This is a genomic window from Candidatus Thermoplasmatota archaeon, assembly GCA_038884455.1.
In the GTDB taxonomy this organism is placed as follows: domain Archaea; phylum Thermoplasmatota; class E2; order DHVEG-1; family DHVEG-1; genus JAWABU01.
The window spans coordinates 1-24,567 of record JAWABU010000014.1; the positions used below are offsets into that span (position 1 = coordinate 1).

Annotated in this window: 15 protein-coding genes; 13 read left to right on the forward strand and 2 right to left on the reverse strand. The window is 34.5% G+C overall.

Annotation, left to right across the window (positions count from 1 at the left end; genetic code table 11):
• The 4 genes from QXL17_03595 to QXL17_03610 all read left to right on the forward strand — a co-directional run.
• Positions 1-527, forward strand: a 527-nt coding sequence (locus tag QXL17_03595) for a hypothetical protein (protein ID MEM4258220.1), incomplete at its 5' end; no start/stop codon positions are given.
• Between the two features lie 209 nt (positions 528-736).
• A complete protein-coding gene (locus QXL17_03600) occupies positions 737-2,431 on the forward strand; it encodes a signal peptidase I (GenBank protein MEM4258221.1) in 1,695 nt (564 codons plus the stop codon).
• A gap of 20 nt (positions 2,432-2,451) precedes the next feature.
• Positions 2,452-3,717, forward strand: a complete 1,266-nt coding sequence (locus tag QXL17_03605; GenBank protein MEM4258222.1) for a hypothetical protein — start codon at positions 2,452-2,454, stop codon at positions 3,715-3,717.
• A gap of 119 nt (positions 3,718-3,836) precedes the next feature.
• Positions 3,837-12,299, forward strand: a complete 8,463-nt coding sequence (locus tag QXL17_03610; protein MEM4258223.1) for a PAS domain S-box protein — start codon at positions 3,837-3,839, stop codon at positions 12,297-12,299.
• A 16-nt stretch (positions 12,300-12,315) separates the two neighbouring features.
• Here QXL17_03610 and QXL17_03615 read toward each other — a convergent pair whose 3' ends face one another.
• Entirely contained in the window at positions 12,316-12,942 is a 627-nt protein-coding gene (locus QXL17_03615) for a hypothetical protein (protein ID MEM4258224.1), read from the reverse strand.
• 307 nt (positions 12,943-13,249) lie between these two features.
• Here QXL17_03615 and QXL17_03620 point away from each other — a divergent pair, with 307 nt between their 5' ends.
• Positions 13,250-14,155: an archaellin/type IV pilin N-terminal domain-containing protein gene (locus tag QXL17_03620; GenBank protein MEM4258225.1), complete on the forward strand. Its 906-nt coding sequence runs from the start codon at positions 13,250-13,252 to the stop codon at positions 14,153-14,155.
• A gap of 37 nt (positions 14,156-14,192) precedes the next feature.
• Here the strand turns inward: QXL17_03620 and QXL17_03625 are convergent, their stop codons facing one another.
• Complete coding sequence (locus QXL17_03625) at positions 14,193-15,716, reverse strand: PAS domain S-box protein (GenBank protein MEM4258226.1); 1,524 nt, start codon at positions 15,714-15,716, stop codon at positions 14,193-14,195.
• Between the two features lie 563 nt (positions 15,717-16,279).
• On the opposite strand from QXL17_03625, the gene QXL17_03630 reads away from it, so the two are divergent.
• The 8 genes from QXL17_03630 to QXL17_03665 all read left to right on the forward strand — a co-directional run bounded on the left by QXL17_03630 (position 16,280) and on the right by QXL17_03665 (position 24,531).
• Positions 16,280-16,861, forward strand: coding sequence for a flagella accessory protein C (locus QXL17_03630; GenBank protein ID MEM4258227.1), 582 nt, complete (start codon positions 16,280-16,282; stop codon positions 16,859-16,861).
• A 76-nt stretch (positions 16,862-16,937) separates the two neighbouring features.
• Positions 16,938-17,708, forward strand: a complete 771-nt coding sequence (locus tag QXL17_03635) for a FlaD/FlaE family flagellar protein (GenBank protein MEM4258228.1) — start codon at positions 16,938-16,940, stop codon at positions 17,706-17,708.
• A gap of 99 nt (positions 17,709-17,807) precedes the next feature.
• A complete protein-coding gene (locus QXL17_03640) occupies positions 17,808-18,236 on the forward strand; it encodes a hypothetical protein (GenBank protein ID MEM4258229.1) in 429 nt (142 codons plus the stop codon).
• A 12-nt stretch (positions 18,237-18,248) separates the two neighbouring features.
• Complete coding sequence (locus tag QXL17_03645; protein MEM4258230.1) at positions 18,249-18,698, forward strand: hypothetical protein; 450 nt, start codon at positions 18,249-18,251, stop codon at positions 18,696-18,698.
• A gap of 14 nt (positions 18,699-18,712) precedes the next feature.
• On the forward strand, positions 18,713-19,426 hold the full coding sequence (locus QXL17_03650; protein MEM4258231.1) for an ATPase domain-containing protein: 714 nt from the start codon (positions 18,713-18,715) through the stop codon (positions 19,424-19,426).
• A gap of 18 nt (positions 19,427-19,444) precedes the next feature.
• Positions 19,445-21,073, forward strand: a complete 1,629-nt coding sequence (locus QXL17_03655; protein MEM4258232.1) for a type II/IV secretion system ATPase subunit — start codon at positions 19,445-19,447, stop codon at positions 21,071-21,073.
• Between the two features lie 13 nt (positions 21,074-21,086).
• Positions 21,087-22,739: a type II/IV secretion system ATPase subunit gene (locus tag QXL17_03660; protein ID MEM4258233.1), complete on the forward strand. Its 1,653-nt coding sequence runs from the start codon at positions 21,087-21,089 to the stop codon at positions 22,737-22,739.
• A gap of 7 nt (positions 22,740-22,746) precedes the next feature.
• Positions 22,747-24,531, forward strand: coding sequence for a type II secretion system F family protein (locus QXL17_03665; GenBank protein ID MEM4258234.1), 1,785 nt, complete (start codon positions 22,747-22,749; stop codon positions 24,529-24,531).
• The last annotated feature ends 36 nt before the right edge of the window (positions 24,532-24,567 follow it).

The following is a 24,567-nucleotide window of genomic DNA, read 5'->3' on the forward strand; positions in this document are numbered from 1 at the left end:
ATATTACGGTATTGCGTCTTGCAGGAAGCAATGGGACCAACGCTGCACTGAAACTGCATTTTGGTGGTAATTTTAGCGCAGGGTATAACAAAACATATACTGCTGCGTTTGCGATTGTCAATGAAGAATTATTTAGAGTTAATATAACACGGATTAATGTATCAACATCAACTGGTGATGCATGTCTTCAGATATGGTTGCATAAGAATCGAACAAAAACTGTTGAGCAGGATTCAGGAAGTGTTTTTATGTGGGATAAAACTGTGAGTAAAGCACCGACTGCATCTGCAGCATGGGTTCTTGGTCCAGGTAATGCAAATCCAACAGACATCAATGGAAATAAAGGTACTACTCCATGGAATAATAACCAAGTTCGTTTTACCAAGTATAATAATGATGCAATAAATGGTACTACTGATTTTGTCTGGGTTCAAGTATCAATTGATGTTCCGTTTTCTCCAACAGGAGGAGCACACACTGGATTGATCTGGATTCACTTCCAAGCAAACACAAAAGACGTAACATAAAACAATGTGATAGTTCAATACATCTTAAGTATTTCTTTTTATAAATTCTCTTTCCCAAGATACAGGAAAAAGGAACATAATGTATAAATAATTCTAGTTCTATTCATGATTAGTAAGGATGGATGCAAAATAATATACAGATGAGTGTTCAGTTTATTTATTAAAAACGTGAGGAGGGGAAAACGATAAAACAGCAATTAACAATAAAATTGTTAATTGGAAATCTTCTTTTTCTATCAATTCTTATTATCATTGCATCACGTTCATTATCTGTTATCTCAGGAACACCATTTCCGTTAGCAATTATTACTTCAAATTCTATGAGTCCTTCACTTTTCGAAGGGGATCTCGTCGCGTGGACACCAACAAACATCGATGATGTCAAAATAGGAGATGTCATCGTTTTTAAAAGTTGGTTAAGCTGGCCTGATGAAAAGCTGGTTGTTCACCGTGTTGTTGGAATAAAAACTATGTGGGGTCGACCAGCGCTAGAAACCAAAGGAGATGCAAACGAATATACCGATCAATCTGGACCACATATCCCTGAACCATACATCCAAGAAAAACGATTTATCGGAAAAGTTTTATCAGTTGGATCGCAACCATTGAAAATACCGTTTGTTGGGTATATTGGAATCCTTATTACCCAAGGATTTAATGCTTTATCACAACCATCTGCAGCAAAAGGGACCCTGACGTATGTTGGCGTTTTCACTCCTTTAACCATATCGGTCGTCTTACTTGTAATATCCCTGTTTATATTACCTGACCGAGCAAAAACATATAAAGAAAAAATCAGACTCAATATTTTTGAAACACAACCGCTCAACATCAAAAACTTATTTTCATTCTTTTTAACCATCTTTGTGTTATTATTAGTATTAGTTCATTTTTTTGCTTTTGACTCAACACCTGCAACAGTTGGTGTTGGTGAATTCCCTGAAAAGAGTGGGTTTGAACTTGGATCTATACCCTCGGGAAAAACAGGACCAATGCGATATTTACCTGTGATCAACCCTGGGATAATGCCTGTGAAGGGTATCGTATTTGGTTCCGGTGAACTGAAAGATTTTGTAAACCGAACACTATTTACTATCGATCCTGGAGAAATAAGAAATCTTGGCATTACGGCAACAATACCGAATGGAACTCAGAACGGTTCATTTCTTGGGGAAATTAAACTATATTCATCTCCAATCTGGTTTATTTTTCCTGATGAATTTATTAGAGAATGTTTACATCATGATGGTCAATCTACTGTACTCATTCTTGATGTTCTCGCAGCAGGTATCCTCACCGTCTGCACAATAACCTTAATTGTCACGTCAGCATACATAAGTATGAAATATAGAATTTTCGAAATTGACATATCATGGAGACGAGTATCGAAATTCTTAATCAACAGAAGAGTTATTCAGAGAATATCGACAGTAAAACATAAAACGAAAGTAACCTTCAATCAGCATGTTGGATGGATTTTACGAACAAATATAGTACACCTTGATGTAAAACCATTGATTCTTGCATCAACCATTTTAGTACCTTTTTTATTATTGTTAACTAGCGAATTATTAGCAATGGTTGTGGCATCGATTGCAGCTGGACTTTGTGCATATTTTATCCATTGCAGAACGAGAGCAAAAATTATCTTAACATCAAGTTTTGCGTTGATTTTTGGCTGTATTTATATTATTGTGAAAACACAGTACAATCTTATGACCAGTGATCGAACACTACTTGAATCAACAGCACTTGGTCTTGGAGCAATCGGCATTTATCTCTTAGTTCTCGCTTTCTTTTTGATTCCTTTATCTCTTGTTACATGGTATATGACTTATCAAATCCGAAATGTTAAAGAACAAAAAGATCCATTACTTATACTAGAAGGGAGCTGCGACCTGTGATGGAGAGGGAGATGCACTAAATGGGGTTGTTTAAAAAAAATAAAAAAGATACCCAGATACGTGGTGATACCTCACAAATTCTTCAAGAGCAACCTAGTGATAAAATAAAAAAGAAAAAACGTATTGGTTTTGGTCATAAACAAAAGAAAGACAAGATCCAACACAACCAATCTCAAGAGACACCTCAAACAGATCAGTTAATTATGAATATTCATCAGCAAACTAATCTTTATCCCCATAAAAACAGTCAACCAGGTAAACAGGAAGTTAATACCGTTCAAGAACCAGATATTTTTCTTGAAGATACTCTTGCTGATCATGATTTATCAAAACAATCAAAAGATTGGAACCAAGTTCAAAAACGGAATGCCCTCCTACAGAAGGACGCAAAAGGAAAACCGGTGTTCCTTGAAGATACCGGTGAACAACTTGGAGTTGTATTTGATACAATCAAGGATTCCGACAATAAGATAATTGGATATAAAATTAAGGACAGTAAATCTGATGCAATTCTCAGTTTTCCCCTTGACCAATTCGACGAAGATAAAAATGGCCTTATTTTTGTCCCGAGTTGGTATACCAAAGGATTAAAAACTATAGAAAAACTTGAGTTTAAAGATCGTATTTCTCCTGAACTTGCATGGCTATTAAAGGATCAAACGATCTCCGACGAAGAACTCTACAATATTTTTGTTAAACATGATGATGTGATTGCAAACTATATGCAAGAATCCATAGCACTTCGGGAGTTGTTAGAAAACAGATTGAAAGCTCTTGAAAAAGAGCGGTTAAAATTAAAAGAAGATCTTATGGATTTAACCGAAAAACGCCTGATTAAAGACATTGACCGAAGGACATTTTCAGAAATAGTTCTAGAACATCGCCGAAAGGTTAATGTTATAGATGTAAACATAAAAAAATGTAAAGAGCTGTTCAATCGTCTCGAAAAGACCTCATTTGGTATGCTTGGAAAAACTATTCAATCTCGAATTGTACAAAAACAAAAAAATGAACCCAGCACCGAACAGCGATACAAAACGCAGATTCAACAAGAGATATTTTCTTCTGAAGATAACAAGTATAAAGAGAAATATGAAAAAATAAAAGTGTTATATGATGAACTTGAAGAGGAATACAAAAATCTTAAAAATATGTTGAATGCAAAACTTGATGATGGTTTTGAAAATAAGTATCATGAGCTAAAAAATAACTATGATGAGCTACTTGCGGAATACGATGAATTAAAATTAGCGGTAGAAAAACTCTTACAAAAGAATAACGTCTAATTTTTCCTTTTGGCGAGGAGGTTTTATTAAAAATAAAAAAACATTAATATTAGGCTAGTCATTATATGCTTTAAGAACTCTAACAGTAGGTTGTATGTCAACCTGGGTGAGGCTACATCATGTCAGAGGATTTCATACGAGGGGAAAAACAATCGATTCATAACCAGAGTGCTTCAGAAAATATCTTTTTTCTTGATGATAGAACTCCTGGTTTCATTCTCAATAAAAAGGGTGTAATCGTAGCAACAAATGAAGCTTTCTGCTATCTCATTGGTTATTCTCAAGAAGATATCCTCGGCTGTAACATTGAAAATACGAATTTTCTGACTGAAGAATCACGACAACAGATGATGTTTCGAAATGTTTCCCGTTTAGTTGGTAAAGAAAAACCGTCATTTATGCTTCATGTTAAAACAAAGAAAGGAGATCTTCTTGATTTAGAGATAAATGCCCAACCATATATGAAAAATGGTAAAAATGAAGGAGAAATCAACATCGTTGTCAACAGGAAAGGAATAGACGTTTTTAAAAATACAGGTATTACTGAGGAAAAGAACATTCAAAACAGTATGTTTACTCATAAATCAGATGAACATATCCTCAGGAGAGAGAATGAAGAAATCATGAGATTAAAATCAGATTTAAAAGAAAAGATTATTGAATTAAATAACCAAGAACGGGATGTATCAAAGATGACTGAACAATTAAGAATAAGTAAGCTTGAATTAGAAGAAAAAAACCATGAAATTCGACAATTACAACTCGAAGTAACAAGCAGAGATCAAAAAATTGAAAACAAAAACAGGCAAATCGAAGAAATACAAAAAAATCTTCAACAGAAAGAAACTGAACTCGAAGAAAAAAACTATGAGATTACTCGATTAAAAAACGATATTGATAAGTACATGAGACGTTTCTCAGTAAAAGAAGAAGAATTTCAAAAATTATTTAATTCCTATGAAAAAATACAACAAGAGGCAATCAAGCAAGAACAAGAACTACGACAGAAAAAACAAGAAGTTGAGCAATTACAACAGTTAGCAGATAAAACACAAGAAAAACTCAAAGTACTCTCCGATGAAGTAACTGAAAGAAACGAGATTATTGAAGATTTTAAAAAGCAATTAGAAAATTATGAACAAAAACTTATAGAAAATACAAAACTCATTGAGAAACTTCAACAAGAAGTAAACACCAGAGAAACAGAAAGTACAATGCGAAACAATGAAATACAACGTTTAAACGAAGAATTACTCAGATTACAACAGATGCTCAACGAAAAAAATAATGAAATTCGTCAGATACAAGAAATCTGCCAAAAACAAGAACAAGAAAAACTTCAATTACAATCTGAAGTAAATAGAAGTTATCAATCATTAAAAACTAAAGAAGATGAACTAAAAACCAAAAACGAAGAGATTATCCAGAAACACAACGAGCTCAAAGAAAAAGAACAAGAGATCAACGAAATTATTTCAAAGCTTGAAAACAGAGACAGATATACTATTTATCAAAGTGATCTTATCGAAGATCAAGAGAAAGAAATCTCTAATTTAAAAAGAAATTTAGAAGAAGCAAATAAGATCATTGAACTGACAAAGCAGGATTGTGAAGAATTAAATGCGAAGATAAAAGAAAAAGAAAAAGAACTATGTACCAAAAATACCGAATTACAAATGCTCAAACAAGAGCAGGAAAAAAACCAAAAAAAGAATGTAGAGATACATACCGAATTACAACAGATACAACAACAATGTATCTTGCTACAAAATCAACTTCACGAAACAACTGACGAAAATAATCGATTAAAACAAGAAATTGTACAATTAACTAAAACCTCAAAAAATCTAGAAAATCAAATATCCCAAATGCAGACTATTTTTAATCAGACAAACGAAGAAGTAAAATCCCGGGAGCAAGAATTACAAAAAATTCAAGAGTTATTGCTTAAAAAAGACCAGGAATGTGAAGAATTAAAATTGAAATTAGAAAATAAAAACAAATATATCCTCCGCCAAAATACTTTATTTGAAGAACAAGAACGTACAATTCAACAACTAACAACAGATATAGAAGTAAACAAAAAAGAATTATCTCAAGCAAAACAAGAGTTAGAACAGAAAAAACAACAACTTGCTCTTTCATGTTCACAAATTTCCCAAGTACAACAGGATCTTGAAAGCGAACGGCGAACGCTTGAAACAACAGGATTTGAGCTCGAAGAAACAAGAACCGAGCTTATGAAAACTCAAAATATATTAGAGATGCGTACAAAAGAACTCGAGGAAAAACAACAATCATTACTACAACTTACTGAAGAATTAAGAAGAAAAGAAGAAAATACTGTGAAACTAATAGATGAAGTACAAAAAAATAAACATACCTTAGAACATCAATCAAAAGAAATAACTGCTTTGCATACTAAAATTCAAAATATGGAACAATTCGCTCTCCATCAAGAAGAAATACTTAAAAATAAGGATAACGAAATCATTGGCTTGAAAATCGAATTAGACCAAATATCACGAGAATTAAAAAATAAACAGAAAGATTTTGAAACAGTTAATCATCAACTGAATTTTGAAAGATCTCAGGTAGAACTTCAGAAGATAGAGATAAACCGCTTACAAACACTATTAGATAGTCAAGAATCAACCCTTATTTCAGTTCAAAATGAACTCAAAAATACAAGAGATGAACTGATAAACAGCAATAACTGTATTGAAGAAAAACAAAAAGAACTTGATCAAACAAAATTTGAACTTGAAAACGTACAAAGAGAACTTGCACAAGAAAAAAATGACCCAAAAAGAAAAGAATTAAAAGAAACACGGAAGGAACTTGAAACATTACGTATCATATTTGAAAAAAATAAAGCAGAACTAGAAGAAAAAAATCATCTCCTTGAATTATTAAAATCAGACCTAAAAATAAAAAATGATGCAGTAGATGAACTACAAAAACAAATAATCGATCAAAAAACAGCTATTACTCATAAAGATGCAGTGATCTGTCAAATACAAACTGATTTAAGGCAGTTAGAAACAGAGATAGTTACAAAAGATAATATCATTGAAAATCTTGAAAAACAACTTTCAGAACAACAAACGACTTTGACGAAGAAAAATGACCAAATACATCAACTTCTCGAAGAAAATCAGAAAATTCAAAGAGATTTAGACGATACTAAAAAATTAATCAATGAGAAACTGTGGGAAGTTAACGAAAAGGATCAGGAGATCCACTTTTTAAAAACAGATGTTGAAAACAAAATAAAAGAAATCGCGCAATTAAAAAAAGAGTCATTGGATACTCAAGAGTTATTAAACTCAACACAACTCAACCTTCAACAACTTACTGAAGATTTAAAACTAAAAGAAAGCGACTTACAGATAAGAACAGCAACTCTTGAACAAATGCAAAATGAAATAATACATCTCCAGAATGAACTGAAAATAAGAAATGACATCATTGGTAATCTAGACGGTCAACTTTCAGAACAACAAACAAAAATTATACTACAATCAAACACGATTGAGCAGTTGCAACAAAAGATACAGATCTCTTCAGAAAAAATAAATAGTATCTATGAAGAACTAGAAGAAAAAAAGAGAAATGTAAACGAACTTGGAGAAAAACTACATAAAACAGAATTGCAACAAAAAATTCTTGAGGAGCAATTGGTAACAAAAGATTCACATATCAATAGTTTGTCTTCAGAATTAAATCTGATGCATAACCAGCTATCTGCATTAAAAAATGTTATGACATCTGCTCTTTTGATTTTGGATTCTGAAAATAGAATCGTATCGTGGAATGAATCCGCATCAAAATTACTGAATTTATCAAATGAAAATTCTCGGGAGAAAACAGTTTTTTCGCTCTCCTTTATGTCTGATCCACGGATTCAAACTGGTTTACATCATTCGATAAAAGATAAAAAAATGGTAGTTGAAAAATCTATCTTTTTAGCAACTGGCAATGGCAAGAATATCTTAACCGATATTATCAACATGCCGATTCAAGATCCGCATGGAGTGATACAGGGAACAATGATAGTTATTGACGATGTAACAGATAAGGTGGCTTTACAATCTGAAATACAGTTGAAACAAGAGGAGATCACAGCATTGAAGAATGATAATCACACTCTTTTGAAAAAAGTGTCCTGTATTGAGAAAGAATTAAAAACAACCGAAGAAAGATTAAAAGAAAGCATGCAGAGTCTTGATCAAAAACAAAACATAGTGAGTACGTTATATACTGAGATACAACAGAAAGACGAGGCAATCTCTCTTCTCAATCAAGAGTTGGACCATAAGAACCGTGATTTATTAGAAACAAAAAACGCACTGAGTAACAAAGAGCATGATCTTGCTAATCTGCAAAACAAATGTGTTTTCTTACAAAATGAAATTACAGCGATAAAAGAAAATTTATCTAAAAGTATGGCAGAAAAAGAAGCAATTGAACAATCAGCAAAAGAGATTGAGCAAAAACTCAAAGAAAAAGAAAACAGTATCACAGAATTACAAAAGATATGTGATCAGCATAAATATGTAGTACAACAGAAAGAAACAGAACTTGTTTTTGTATCAACAGCGTTAGATAATCTTAAAAAAGAATTGGCCCAAAGAAATGATCAGATAATTGAATTAAAAAGTGAACTAGCGCAAAAGGAATTACTATTGCAATCAAAAGAAATAGAAATTGAAAAACAGCAGGTAGTAGTATGTCAGATGAAAAACGAAAATGAACAATTGAGAAGTGAGACTGATGCAACAAAACAAGCAATACAACAATTTACAGAAGAATTGAAACAATTACAACTCCTCAGTACTCAGTTAAAACAGGATGTCGAAGAAAAAGACAAATCTATCAAAGTACTTTCTGAAGAAAAAAATATGCTCAATAGTCAAATCATTGAAAAACAAAATGAGATGACAGAATTGCAAAACACAATTCAACAAACGCAGCAAGAACTCGAAATAGTAAGAAAACAATTAACAGCAACTGAGTGTGAAGTAGTACAACTGAAAAATGAACTGGCAAAAAATCAGACAATACTTGAAATGACAAATAAAAATCTTCAAGAGAAAAAACAAGAACTTGAAACTGCCCGAAATGAGCAACGAGATGTGCTGATACAACTTGAGAACGTTTTACATGAAAAAAACAGCATACAAAAAGAACTAGAGCATCTAAAGGATACTAGTGAAACACTTGAGCACGACCTCAGAATACGAAACGAAATAATTGAACAGATGCAAAACGAATTTATGAAAAATCAAACACGGATTACAGAAAAAGAAGCGAAAATTAACCTTCTTCAAACTAAAGTATCTGAACAGGAAAAAAACTTAACGATAAAAAACGCAGAACTTCAAGAATTACAGGTTACCTACGAAAGACAAAAAGCAATGATTCAACAATTAGAACGAGAAAAAGAACAAATTAACAGTTTATTTATCGGGATGCAGGACTCCTGTACCTATCCGATAATCACCTTAGACAAAAACAATAAAATTTTAAATGTAAATAAAAATGCAGAGGAATTCTTTGGATTGTCCAAATCTGAAATGTATGGACAACAAATCAATTCCATCGGTCTCGGCATACAAGAACGAGTTTCCGAAATGTTTAAGCTAGTTAAAGAACAGAAAAAACCGAGTACAATCCAATCTGTAAGTATAGAAACAAAACAGGGAGCACGCTATTTAACTGATATCTCAAACATCCCGATTATCGATGCCCAAGGAACCGCCATCGGATCAATAATGCTACTGCAAGATAAAACATGGCTGATCAATGCACAAGCAGATATACGACGAAAAGAAAAAGAATACAAAGAGTTACTTATTCGAAATGAAGAACTATCGAAAAAACTCACGATAGCTGATGAAGAACTGAGGGCTACAAATACCATACTTGAACAAAAAAATAAAGATATCGTTGAAAAACAAAACAAGATTGAAAATTTACTCTCCATTATTCAAAATCAAAAGAAATCTAACGAATATAAAGATTCAGAAATTCAAAAATTACGATCAATGCTTGAATCAAAAGAAACGACGTTTAAAAAAATTGAATCTGAATTTGAAAAGATTACAAAAGAATTACAAGAAAAAAATAACGATATTATTCAAATGAAAGATAAGCTGTTTTCGACAGAACAGCAGCTAGAAGAAAAAAATAAAGAATATACACACCTAAGTAATGAGTTTGAATCACTTCAAAAACAACTACAAGTAATCACAATGGAGAAAAATCAAATCCTTGAACAAATGAGAAATCAAGCAGAAAGACTATTGAAAAAAGAACAGGAAAACAAGCATCTTTTAGAAGATGTGTTAAAAAAGGAAAAAGATTGTGACTGGAAAACATCAGAACTTGAAGAAACGCGATGGCTTTTAAACAAAACACAACTGAAAGTTGAAGAATTACAACACACCATTCTATTTAAAGAAAAAGAATTACAACAAAAACAAGAACAGCTTCAGGAGCTTAAAATATTCCTTGAGCAAAACAGAGATCAATTTAATCAAAGCATTGTAGAAAAAAATAATCAACTAAACCAACTAGAATCAAAATTAAAAGAAAAAGAAAAAGAAATATGTCTACTGAATCGAGAGATTGAAAATAAAAATAGAGAAATTACCCTGTTGAATGAAAAAAAGACTCAAGAAGATGCCATGAAAAATTCTTTGCTACTGCAACAAGAAGAATTAAATAAAAAACAAAATGAGATTAGCCGATTACAGGCTGAAATACAACAAATTACAACAGCCGAAGAAAAACTCCAAAACGAATTAGCTGAGCGAAATAAGATTATTGAAGTATTGAAAGATCAATTGACGGAGAGACAGTTGGTCTTAACTCAGAAAAGTAGCCTTTTTGATCATATCCAAGAACAATTAAATGTCCAAGAAAACAGGATCACAGAAAAAACAAATGAAGTAATCGAATTACAAACAAAGTTACAGCAAGCAAATTCAGAGTGCCAAAAAGTACAAAAAGAGTGCGATCTGCTGAAGGGTACAGTAAAGCATCTTGAAAAAGAACTCAGTACAAAGACAAAAGATCTTGATGAAAGTAGAACCAGGCTGTCTTTTGTTGAACAGGAGTTGCAAACAATAAAAAACAACTTTGATGCTCAACTTGCGCATATAACATCACTTGAAAAAAATCTTGAAAGAAAAAACCAAGAACTGACACAACTTAACAAAGAAAAAATAGACCTTGAAACCATGCTCATTAATGTTCAAAACGAAGGAGCAAAACTTAGACAACAGCTCATGGAAAATCAAAAACATATAACCTTGTTAAATGACATAAAGGAGGAGAACCAACGATTAAAGCAAGAAGTATTACGTCATCAAAAAGATATGAATTTTTTGAAAAAACAGTTTGAAGAAAAACACTTAGTCCGGGAGAAAGATGCAGTACAGAAAACTTTAAAAGAGAAAGAAAAAGAACTCGAAAAAAAACAAATCGAAATCGAAGAGTTATCTCGAGAATTGAGAGCTAATCAATCAGCGATTAACTGGTTTAAAACAGCTATCGAAAAGCATCAAGCAGAGCTTTTATCACTTCAACAGAAAAACCGCGAATATGAACTTTCCATCCGGGAATATCAAGAACTTAAATCAACTCTAGAAGAAAAAACAAAAAATATTGAGCAATTGCAAAAACAGATCGAATGGTATCAAAATGAAAGACATCAAACACAGAAAAAATTCGAAGAATTGCAACAACAATTTGAGCAGATTTTAGCTGAAAAGAACAGGATCGCTCATTCGTTTAATACGGTTACGAATGCGATTCCTTCACCAGTTATTATGACCGATAGAAATCATGCAATTGTTATGATGAACAAACAAGCGGAATACTATCTTGGAATCCCTACTGAGAAGCTCATGGGACATACGATCTTTGAAGTTGATTCATTAAATAAGGAACGAATCCGATCAGGATTAAAACAATCAGAAACTGAGAAAAAACCAGTTAATATTAAATCGATATCGGTTGAAGATACACGGGGTGACATGCACTTGATTGATATTGTGAATATGCCTCTGTTTGACAGTTCTGGTGATATCAATGGGTCGCTAATGGTGTTAAACGATGTTACAAATATTAATGAATTACAGGTAGAACTTCAAAAAAAGCAAGAAGAGGTATCGTCATTGTTAGTAAAATGTGATGAGATATATACTAAATACAAACTTGCTGATGAAGAGCGAACTGCGGTATTAAATGCGCTATCTAACCATCTGAAACCCGCTGAAGAGAGCACATCAAAGATTGTTAATACTGGTGTAGATCCTACAGAAAAAAACAATATGAGTATCGACGTACAAGAAAATGCTAAATTAGATACGTCTCATGATGTTGTATCTAGTGGTACCCCAAAAGAATCAGCAGCGATGAATATCTCTATTCAATCGGCAAAACATTCTCCTGCTGAAATGGATCATCTGTTACGTGAAAAATTAAAAATCTATGCTGAGATTGATAAGTATCTAGAATCACGGGGGCTTGAGCTAAAAACAAAGAAATTAAAAGATGAAGAAGGTAAATAATAGGAAAAATTTCTTCTTACAAGAGAGAAACAACGTTTTTTGTCGAAAAGGGAATGTCGAGGGTTATCGTTCGTATAATACCATTTGGTATCAAGAACGTTATACTGAGTTGATCACCATTTTTTATATGAATTTCTTCGGGTGTTTTTATAATAAGGTAGGTTAAATCAGTATGATCATTCAATATATTATGGGCAACAAGCGAGTTATCGAGGTCATGAATCGAAAGAGCGCTGTAGGTGTTGTTAGAAAGAGTTTCCCATTGAGGATGGGAAAATAAACTATGATGTGTTTGTAGTAGTTTGGCATTCCCATTGTAGCGAAGTATTTGTACGGTATCACCAGTATTTAGCGTAATCACCATGCTTGAAAGATCAATATTTGCTGTTACAAGTGGTTCGATGAGGATTGCAATGTTCCCAATTTGTCGATGAGTATCTATCATTGAATACTGACCTAGTATCCCTTCTATTTGCAGATACGTTGAATATTTCGTTGCTACCGTATCAATAATTTGGGTGAGGTTTTCTTTTGTTACACTGTTTGACTGATTGAGTAGTACTGAGGTAGCTGTTGCACCGACGAACAGAATTGTAACGAGAATGAGGATAGCTGTTAATCCAAGAGCGCCGTGAGTGTTCATGGTTCCACGTTTATTCTGATGTTAAATAAATTTGTTTTATATATAAATATTGTTATACAAATATATCCTATTTTATGCAAATAATCCCATGAATCTAAGATGAAACAATCGAGCTGTATCGAGTCATCCAGTTAGTGTTTATAGAGAGAAAGAACAACCTCAGTGACATTCTATCACACTGTCATTTTTACATTTTGTACTTCAACCGGCAAATCCTTATATATTGTTAGTTGAGAACATTGTACATGTTAAAATTTACCATGCCGTTAAAAAGCATGGGCAATGAAAGAAAACGAAGGTGAAACGTATGGAAAAGAAATATATGGAAAGGCTGGTTGGAAAGTACTGTAAAATAGTCACAAAAGAACCTGGAGAAGAACGAGCAAGTGTCGTAACCGGAATATTAGAAGATGTCGACTACAAAGACGGTTTTATTTTAGTTGACTCAAATCAAGGCTTAGGCTGTCTACGAATTAATACAATCGTCGCCATCAAACCGGGAAATAAAAAACGACAAGAAAAAAGAAATATTAAATCACACACCGATGCCGATGTAGGTATTGGTACGCTCATCGTCTTCATTGCGATGGTTCTCGTCGCAGCAGTCGCAGCAAGTGTTATTATACAAACAAGTGAAACTTTGCAGCAACGAGCACAAAGCGTCGGTACACAAACCATCAGAGAAGTATCATCCGGTATAGTCATTGATGATGTTATTGGATATACCAATGCAAATAAAACACGAATTAACTATATGCTTATCTCAATACGACCTCGCGCAGGATCACAAGATATCGATTTAAAGCTCTGTGAGTTACTAATTTTATACAACAAACTCTCCGTACTAACATTGAATACCTCATTAATTTCTCCAGTGAATACAGGATACAGAACTGTATTTGAAACACCGATAGCAACAAATCATTCAATATGGCTCATGAACAAAACAACCAATGCAACCTTCGCAGCAATCGCATTACATGATCCTGATGCCTCCATTTCAAACACCCAGGGTATCAACAGTGGAGACCGAGTATATATTCTTGTGAATCTCAGTGCAGTGCTGAATACAAATCAAAACGATTGGACATATTCAGGACTAGAAGCCCGTGGTTCGATATCTGGATCGATAAAGCCTGAGATTGGTGCAAAAGGTGTCTTTGAAATCACTGCACCTGCAGTATTTAGCAAAAGAATCGTCCAAATGTGGTAAAAAGAGAAGAAGCTACAATTTTCCTTCTTCTTTTTTATTATTTTTCTGGTTTTTCAGAGTTGGGTTCTTTCTTAATTTGTTTAATAACTGTAATCTCTGCTTTTTCACCTTTGTAAATTGCTGGTTTTAGATAGACTTCTGCAGATTTCTTTTCATTATTTTTTGTTGAAAAAATCGTACAGTAATTGGAAACATCATTTCCCTTCAATCGATTAAGATAATATCGTTCGACATCAGATAATCCTTCAGGAGCAATAAAATCAAAAAGGCTTTTTTCAAGAAGTTCTTCAGATGAAAAACCAATAAAATCAGTAAACAATGCATTGACTTGTTTTAAAATGCCACGTTGGACGACAGCCGCACATTCTGAAAGATCACTAACAAGATCTTGAGGTTCAGATATCTCTTGACTCTTTTCTTGACGTAGAGATTGGACCGGTTCATTCGCTGGAGATAGGTGCTCTAATTGTTGCTGTAACAGCCGTTCTTCTTCAAATAAAGCATTCCTTCGTTTTTCAATTTCTGCTTCAGCCTCTATTAATTTTTCTTTCCAACTGCTAAATTCAGCGATTTTCTGATCAATTTCTTTCCGTTCTCTAAGCAGATCTGATTCTTTTTTAAGCAGCTCTTGTCTCTGCTGATCCAACTGCTGTAAGCCGAATGCTATCTCTTCTTTTTTTCGTTTAAACCCAAAAGGATCAAAAATATCAAATCTACCTTTCTTGGGAGCGCGTTTTGAAAGTTGTTTTTTTCTTAAATGGAAAATTTTATTATTTGACACATCTGCCGAATTGAGAGATGGCTGATTTTTTTTCACGTGTTGTAAATTTTGTTCGAGTTGAATATTCTTTCGCTCTAAGGATCTATTTTTTTTATCAAGATCTTTTAGTTTTTGATTTAAAATAGAATATTTTTTTGATAAATCACGAATCTTTTTTTCCATAGCGTCCTGGTCTTTCATCTTTTTTAAAGTGCCATCAGCCTTTTCCTGATGAGTATCATATGTATCAAGAAATCTACTATTAAATATATCTCTACTGTTTGATGGTGATTTTTTGTCTATGGATGCATCAGCAGTAATTGTCTGATCGTTTAGTTCAAAAGACGTTTGAATTGTATCCTGGAATGTATTCTGTAGACAATCATTTTCATGCAGAATCGAATTGCCATGTTGGAGATAGGGGAGACTTTGTGTAGAATGTCCCTGACTATCCGGTATAGTCCCAATGAAGCAAAAGATTGGATCTGACGATTTTGTGTTTAAAGGAAAACCATCCCATAAAATAGTAATTTCAGCACCATTCTTCTTTTTAATTGGGAGTTCAACACCTTGAATAAATCCCTGAGTTTCTATTTTTTCTAGTTGTTCATACCATCTTTTGATAAAGCGCAAAGGAACTAAAAAATCAAGTGTTTTTTGCCGTATAATATCTCCACGATGATACTCCGTAATTTTTTGACATTCATGATCAAATTGAACAATAGTTTTATCTCTAGAAATACCAAAAATAAGTATTCTTGCTGTATGCTTTTCTAGATTTGTTGAATCGATACTATCCATCTCCTCAACCCAATACGTTCTAGTGTATCTAGATAGATTAACTCGACAATGACAAAACGAATATATTTTAATATATTTTGATTTTTTCGATAAACCGCTTCTTGGATAAAAGACTCGGAAAAAGTAAGTAAAAGTATAAATACCTGAATACGGTTTATATCTAGTAAGAGCAAGTAATAATGTGAATACAATGAGGAGGGGTTGCAATAAAACTAAAACTGGGAAAAGAGGAGACTGTTGAGAAGCCGATACCAAGCGGAGGGGGAACACAAGAGATAAAGCCTGCAGAAACACCGAAACCAAAAGAACAAGCAACACAAGAGCAAAAACAAACTGTAGATGCGCTACGAACCGTTATAAAAGTTGATCAAAAAACACCCTCTGCTGAAGAAGCAAAAAAACCAGAACAGAAAAAAGAGCAAAAACCTCAAACTCCAGATACAAAAGAAAAAGCACCACCAACAATTCCAACGATACCAAAAATACCTCAGCCGCAAGCTGCAGCAGCACCTGCTGGAGGTTCTCGAGAAGATTTAGAACAGCGGCGAAATATCCTCCAAAGTATTAAGGACTTTGATTTTCAGATAAAGAAAAACCAGGAGGATATCGGAAAATTAACAGAAAAGATTGATAGTCTTACCAAGGATCTTGATGACTTAGTCAGCCTCTATGAAATTGTCTCAGAACAGATGAATCCTTTTGTTGGCCTGTCAAAAGTTACAAAAAAACGACTTGATGCACTTGAAAATTTTACTAAAGAAATTGAAACATTAAATACACGAATTGGAGAAATAGAATCGGTTCTCGAAAAGAATAAAATGATTTTAGATGGTAAGATACCACAACCTCAAGTAAAACCAGCTGTACAAAACAAGCCTGAATTAAAACCAACGGAAGCGGTATCAAGCAGTAGCGACAAACAAAGTATACCTGTTCAAGGAGAAACAGATGAAAAGAAATTGAGCCAAGAAATACCAAACTCTTCTGTCGTCGAACCTCAAATTAATTCTTCGTCAGATTCAGATGTATGGAGTAATTTTACCGATGAGGATCTTGATCGAATCCTAGCAGAATCTCTTTCATCACTTATGATTGATCAAAACATTGATTCATTGATAAATGATTTTTTACTAAATTTAAAATAACTGTAATGCGTTTACTGTTTACGGAAAATATTTAAAAAGAATAAAAATACAACTAACCTTGAGGAGAAGAAAGACTGTGCCTGAAAAGTTCGATATAGATCTTGAATTAAAGTCTATACTCGAAAAAAATTTATTACCTGCACGAATTGTTGACCGAATTGGAAAAAAAATCAAAGAAAACAATATTTCAATTTCAAAAGAACAGTTGTATGAATTGGTAAATAAGATCCAAGGTATTCTCCAAAACTATAGCAAGAATAAACAAACAATAACCGTTGAAAAGAGAAACGGACAAAAAACACCGGTTCAATCTCCTGAAGAAGTCCAAGACATGAAGAAACTCGTTGAAACCGTCGAAGAATTAAAGGAAAGGATAAAATCTATTGAAGAACAACGTCTTGAAGGTGTTAAAGGCGTTTCAGGACGAATTATCAAAACAAAAGATATGATGAATCAACAGCAGGAGATTGTTGAATCTGATGAACCGATGCAGCCTTTAGAACTGATTCCTAATGACCCTGAAAGTATTGTTGTCTTAATGAAATGGCTCCAATATCTTGTTGATAAAATTGGTAAAAATAATCTCCCAGACATTCTGAGCTATTATGTTGATATCGACTGGATTACTGACGATGTCCGACTTGATCTTATTGAATATGCAAAAGGAATCAGCGACAGTACCGCAGAAATAAAAGAACCACCAAAACTGGTAACGAAAGACCATATTCAATCATTACTCTTTATCCAGAAATTAAAAGGTAAAAATCTTAACGAACGTTTTATCTGGAAGATAGATCGCGAAATGGAAAAGATGGCAAAAAGTATCGAAGAATATCAATTAAAATAAACTTTTTTAAGTCGAAAGACATTACGTATTGCACCATAAACTAACCATGAAGGGGATTTTGGAGCACATACAATGTATCAAAATCTGGAGGGATATTAGATGGGATTTTCACTCGTTGCTGCATTCGGCATCATTAGTATTTCAGTGATTATTGGGCTGCAGATTTTTACAGCAACAGTGATCCCAAGCATCTCGGAAACTCATACATCTTTTATTCACTGTGTTAATCGAGGTATGAACAAAATTCAAACAGATATAAGCATTTCCAACGTCGTGATTGTAGAAAATGGTCCAAACTACAATCATATTGTATCAGTAAAAAATATCGGTAGTACTACGCTTTCAACAGCTCAGTGTAGTATTGTTCTTAATGGTGTTGTATATCCTCATTCCTGTCCAGAAGCGTATTTGTATCCACAACAAACTGTAGAGTTTACTCTTGAAGATATACCTGGTGCTGGTATTCAACGCTTGAAAGTAATTACCGATTATGGGATAGCTGATTATTATGAATATACTATCGTATGAAGGTGAAACATAATGGGATTTAGTTTAACCGGTGCGCATGTAATCTTTTTTGTTGCAGCAATTATCGTTGCAGGAGCAGTATCCGGTGTTTTTATTGGAGTAACAATGAATATCAGCAACTCTTTAGCAGATCAAGGAAAACGACTCCAAGACCAATTAGATACTGATTTTACCATTATTAACGATCCCCAAAGAATACCACTTTCTGGAGATGGAAATTACCGCATTTTTTATTTGAAAAATATTGGAGGAAAAGAATTAATTACAAACAATCAAACTATGCATATTTTTATCGACGGTGAGATTGTACCGCAGAGATACTATAATTTCTCAGATGCTTCAATCCATCAATCAGAATATACGAATCTGTATATAGTTCAAACGTTACTTAGCGCAGGCAATCATGTACTACGGATTGTTGGGCCGCAAGCTGTTGAAGATGACTTCATATTTACAATATAAAAAGGATTATGGCTATGCAAGAAGCAAAATCTCTGATGTTAAAGAGAAAAGGCGAAACCGACGGTTTTGCTGAACGATTTGGTGTTGAAATACCAAATGGTTCACTAATATTCATGGAGGGAAAAGAAGGTACTGGAAAAAGTATTTTTTGCCAGAGATTTTGTTATAGCTTCCTATTGAATGGTCATACTTGTTCATATGTTTCCACCCAATTTACCATTAAAAGTTTTCTTAGACAAACTGCTTCAGTCGGCTATGATATGAGACAATACCTGATGTCAGGGAAACTGTTTTTTATTTCCACAGAGGTAACGCTTGCTGAAACAAAACCAAAAAAGACATTTCTCGAAGCGTTGATGACTGGAAAAAAATTATTTGATCCTGAGATTATTTTTATTGATTCTATTTCTACATTGCTCAATGAAAGTCTTAATAAAGAAAATCTTATTGATCTTACCAGTTTTTTAAACCGTTTAAAAGGTTCAGGAAAGATCATTGTACTAACTGCGAATCCAAATGACTGGCCCGCAGAAATCCATAATGCGTTCAAAATGTTTACCGACATTCATTATCGCATTAGCCGCGAGGCAATGCCCGGTGTCGGCGTTGTTCACAATCTCTATATTGAAAAGTTTAATGGTGCACGAAGAAAATATGAACCTATGACAACCTTTTCAGTGAAGCCAAACGTTGGTTTAAGTATCGAATCAAGTGGTGTAGCCTTCTAAATAGGAGGGGATAGGATTATGACAAAGATGGAAAAAGATGAAGAAGAAAAACTGATTCGTGATAATCCTCATTTGAAACGATATCTTGATGAAATCAGCAGTAAAATGCCCCGTCCTGTTTTTTATAGCAAAGTACCTCGCGATTTAAAAGGAGAAAAAAATCCAAATATCATCTATCCAACAAAAGGTGTTGTCTTCATCCATATTTATACTCCTGAAGGCGCCGAATTTAAAGAATATCATTCTGTTGAGCCAGTATTAAACGAGGTTGAAGAAAAAAAGCGAGATTATATCCTTGAAAAGATTTACGAACGTGCACCCTACCGAGAGCGCGTGAAAACTGATGAAGAGATTAAAAATGCGGTGAAAAAGTTTCTCGATGAAATAACAATCCTTGATGAAAACGCTGGGAGCGAATTTAAACTATCAAAAGGGAAAGTCCGCATCTCGTCTGTAGAACGGATGGATATTGAATACGATATTTTAAAAAATATTGTTGGTGGTGGACCACTGGAATGCTTTATGCGTGATCCGTACATTGAAGATATCCATATCATAACTGGAGAAAATGTCCATCTGATCCATAAGGTCTTTGAGATGGTTAGAACCAATATTCATATCGATAAGAAATGGGCGAGTCGTTTTTCACAGGAGTTCGCAGAAAAAATTGGAAGCCCGGTAAGCGAAGGACAACCAATTGCCGATGGTACATTACCTGATGGAAGTCGAGTGAATATTATCCATAGTAAAGATGTGAGTTTAAAGGGGCCGACGATGACCGTTCGAAAATTCAGCGAAGTTCCAATTAGTATCACACAACTGATTAGTTGGGGAACTCTGTCAACAGCAGTCGCTGCCTATTTATGGCTCTGCTTGAATTACGGCCGAAGTATCTTTGTCTGCGGTGAAACCGCGTCTGGAAAAACAACAACATCAAATGCAATGTTTGTATTTATTCCTCCTGAGAAGAAAATTTTTTCTGTCGAAAACACTCCTGAAGTTCAAGTTCCCCATGCTGTTTGGCAACAACTCCTGACACGAACAACTGGTCCGAAAGAAGGACATATCCTTGAAGGTGATCTCCTAAGAGCAGGTCTCCGTTCCCGTCCTGATTATATTATCCCTGGAGAAACTCGAGGTATTGAAGGTCGCGTCGTTTTTCAAGCTATGCAAACTGGTCATCCTGTAGTAACAACGTTTCATGCAGGATCAGTTACCAAAGTTATTCAACGGTTCACAGGTCATCCAATTAACATTCCAAAAACATTTATGGATAACCTTGACGTCGTATTAATTCAGATGGCCGTTGAAAGAAAAGGAAAAAGGCTTCGCCGGGTACTCTCAGTCGATGAGATCGAAGGATACAACAAAGAAGTCGATGGTATTATGTCAAGAAAAGCATTCGAATGGAACCCGGTTGATGATTCTCATATATTTAAAGCATATCGGAACAGCTATGTACTCGAGCAACGCATAGCAAAAAACGCAGGATATACCGATGTCAACCAGATTTATGATGAATTCGATCGCAGAAAACATATTCTTGATCGTATGATTGAGGAAAAGATTTTCGATTATTACGAAGTCGTACAATTTATTTGGACATTCTATCGCGAGGGAGAAAAAGGTCTACCGATAGCACTCTAGGTGGTGATAGTGTATGGTGAAGATGGGAAAAGAGGAAATCCAGAATTTATACAATAAAAACCCTCATCTGAAAAAATATGTTGACAGCATTCGCGATAAAATAGGTGAACCTGATTTTTACAGTCCTGTTCCCCGTGAAGTACGAAACGAGTCACTACCAAATATCATTTATCCAACAAAAGGGATGGTTTTTGTCCATATCTATAAAACTGCTGATATGGATGCTGTTGAGTATAGAGCAATTGAACCTATACTTAGTGAAAGTGAAAAGATAAAACACGATCAGTTGTTAAAATTAATTTTAAAAAAAATACCTGAGAAACGGAGCGTTATCGAAGACGAAGATCTGAAAAATGTTATTATTGAATTACTTGACGAATTAACTATTGTCGACGAACAAGCTGTAGATGCAGATGTTCAAAAATCAAAGAAAAAACCATTAAAACTTTCAAAGGTACGTTTAACTTCAGAGCAGAAAACAAATATCCAATATTATATCATTAAAAATCTCATTGGTGGAGGAAAAATCGAGTGTTTTATGCGTGATCCGTACATCGAAGATATCAATATCGTCTCAGGTTACAATGTGTATTTATTCCATAAAATTTTTGAAATGATTAAAACAAATGTGATCATTGAATCAAAAGAAGGCCCAGAATTTGCAAAAGCACTCAGCGAAAAGATGGGGACACCAGTCAGTGAAGGACGTCCGATCGTTGATGGTGTATTGCCTGATGGTAGTCGAGGAAATATCATCTACAGCTCAGCAATCAGTATCAAAGGACCAAGTATGAGCATTCGACGGTTTACAGAAACACCGATCAGCATCACCCAACTGATCCATTGGGGAACACTGAACGCTGGTATCGCTTCATATCTCTGGATTTGTCTTCAATACGGGAGAAGTTTTTTTCTCTGTGGTGGGACTGCTTGCGGAAAAACAACAACTATGAATGCGATTATTCCTTTTATACCACCTGAACGAAAAATTTATACCGCTGAGGGAACCCCAGAGTTGCAGGTCCCGCATACGGTTTGGCAACGTCTTCTGACGAAAACAACAGGACCTGAAGAAGGACAAGTTGATCTTTTCGACCTTCTTCGAGCAGCATTACGATCACGTCCAGATTATATAATTCCAGGAGAAGTTCGAGGTGCTGAAGGAAGTATTGTTTTCCAAGCTATGCAAACTGGTCATCCATGTATGACAACGTTTCATGCCGGAACTGTCACCAAGGTTATTCAACGGTTCACCGGTGATCCTATTAACGTTCCAAAAACATTTATGGATAACTTGGATTTCGTCGTTATTCAACTTGCGTTAGAACGAGATGGACGGCTGATTCGACGGGTGACCTCAATTGATGAAATTGAAGGTTACAACCGGGCGGTTGATGGTATTATGGCTCGGAAGGCCTTTGAATGGAAGCCTGAAGAAGATCGACATGTTTTTACCGGAAACAAAAACAGCTATATTCTTGAGCAAAAAATTGCAAAAAACGCTGGATATGCTGATACAGCAGGCATTTATGACGAATATGAAAAACGAAAACGTATTCTTGAACGGATGGTTGAAGAAAAGATTTTTGATTATTATGAAGTTGTACAGTGTATCTGGGGTTTCTATCGCGAGGGAGAAAAAGGTTTACCATTTTCGATAACGTGAATATCTTATGCCTGAAGAAACAGAAAAAAAAGAGGAGAAAAAATCTCGGAAAGAAAGAAAGGAAAAAAAACAAAAAGAAGATTTTTTAAAACAATTAAAAATAGCGTATAACGCCCTTGAAGATCCAAAAAAATTTCAACGAACCGTACTTTTTCCACTCATAGGATTAGGTGTTTTGGTTTTTTGTTTACCATTTATTCTCCAAATGATGATTCCGGTCCCACTTGATTTAAATCCCACAACGTTTATCATCGGTGGTATCGTTCCCATCATGCTTGGATTTTTTTACCCTTTTATCACATGGAAGAACAAAGAGGCAGATATTAACAGTAAAATGCATTTTTTTATAACCCATCTACGGGTTCTTGCCATTTCAGATACATCGCTTAAGGATATTATCGGGATGCTTGGCGGAAACAAAGCATATGGAAGTCTTGGTGAGGAACTAAGAAAAATTAGCGTCTTGAGCGAACAATGGCGGGTGCCTCTGGCAAAATGTTTCACGTTTATTGCACAGCGGACGCCAAGTAAGATCCTGGGCGACTTTCTAGATCGATTTGCTCAAGGATTAGACAGTGGTGTTGATCATCGAGAGTTCATTGAAACAGAACAAGGTGCTGTGCTTCAAGAATATAAGACCATGTATGAATCATCAAATGAAAATATTGTAATATTAAGCGAGGTTTACGTCAGCCTGTTAATTTCTATTATTTTTATCATGGCACTTGGCATTGTATTACCAATGATTATTGGTACCGAAGATATGAATACCTTCATATTTCTTTCATCTTTTCTCCTAATAGTTTCTGAAGGAATGCTCTTATATTTGATTCGATCCATGGTTCCTGCCGATGAGATTTGGCATCGAACCGGTGAAGCCGGAGACACTGAACTCCAATTAAAAAAATTGTTCAAAATTTCAATAATTTCGTCAGTTATTCTTGGATGTTGTTTATTTCTTAGTAAATATCTTCTTATATTACCATTGATCAGCAGCATTCCTTTTGAGATTCTTGTTGCATTATCTCTGACGCCATTAATCATCGTTGGAATTAAAACATTTCAAGCTGAAAACATGATCAATCGAAAAGAACGGAATTTTCTCAGTTTTTTACCATCTCTTGGTTCGATTGCAACGATGCGCGGCGGCCGAATTACTGCATCAGTGTACTATCTCAGTGAAAAGGATTATGGTGTGCTCACGAAACATATCCGTGATTTATACCGACGGCTTCGAACACGGATCAACGATGATGAATCTTGGGAATGGTTTGGCATTGATACGGGAAGTAACCATATTCAGCGTTCCTGTGAAATGTTCCGTCAGGCAACCGCAGCAGCAGCAAATCCTCGAACTGTTAGTCGTATGATTACTGAAAACATTCGAAAAATTCGAGATCTTCGGGTTAAAAAATTGACTGTTATTAATACAACTGCTGCATTATTCGGCGGCATAACCTTTGGACTAGCGTTCTGTATCTATACCTCACTCGTCATCGCTCGCCATATGAATACGATTATGCGGGAAAGCATGGGTGGAAATCCTTTCCGCGGGACAACTATTGATGTCGGTGCAATTCTAAAAACGGTTCCACCGGAGGTTTTTACCTATAATTTTATAATTATTTTTATTGTGCTTACCATTCATTGTTGCATGCTTGCATTAACCTTACGAACACTTCGAGGAAGCCATCTCTACCTCACACTGCTATATTTTGTTCCTTTTGTATGGGTAGTCGCGGTTACAGGAGCATTTATTGACATCGGTTTAGGGACGTATCTTGGTATGTAAAAAAAAGCAAACCATAAGTTATTAGAAGTTAAAATC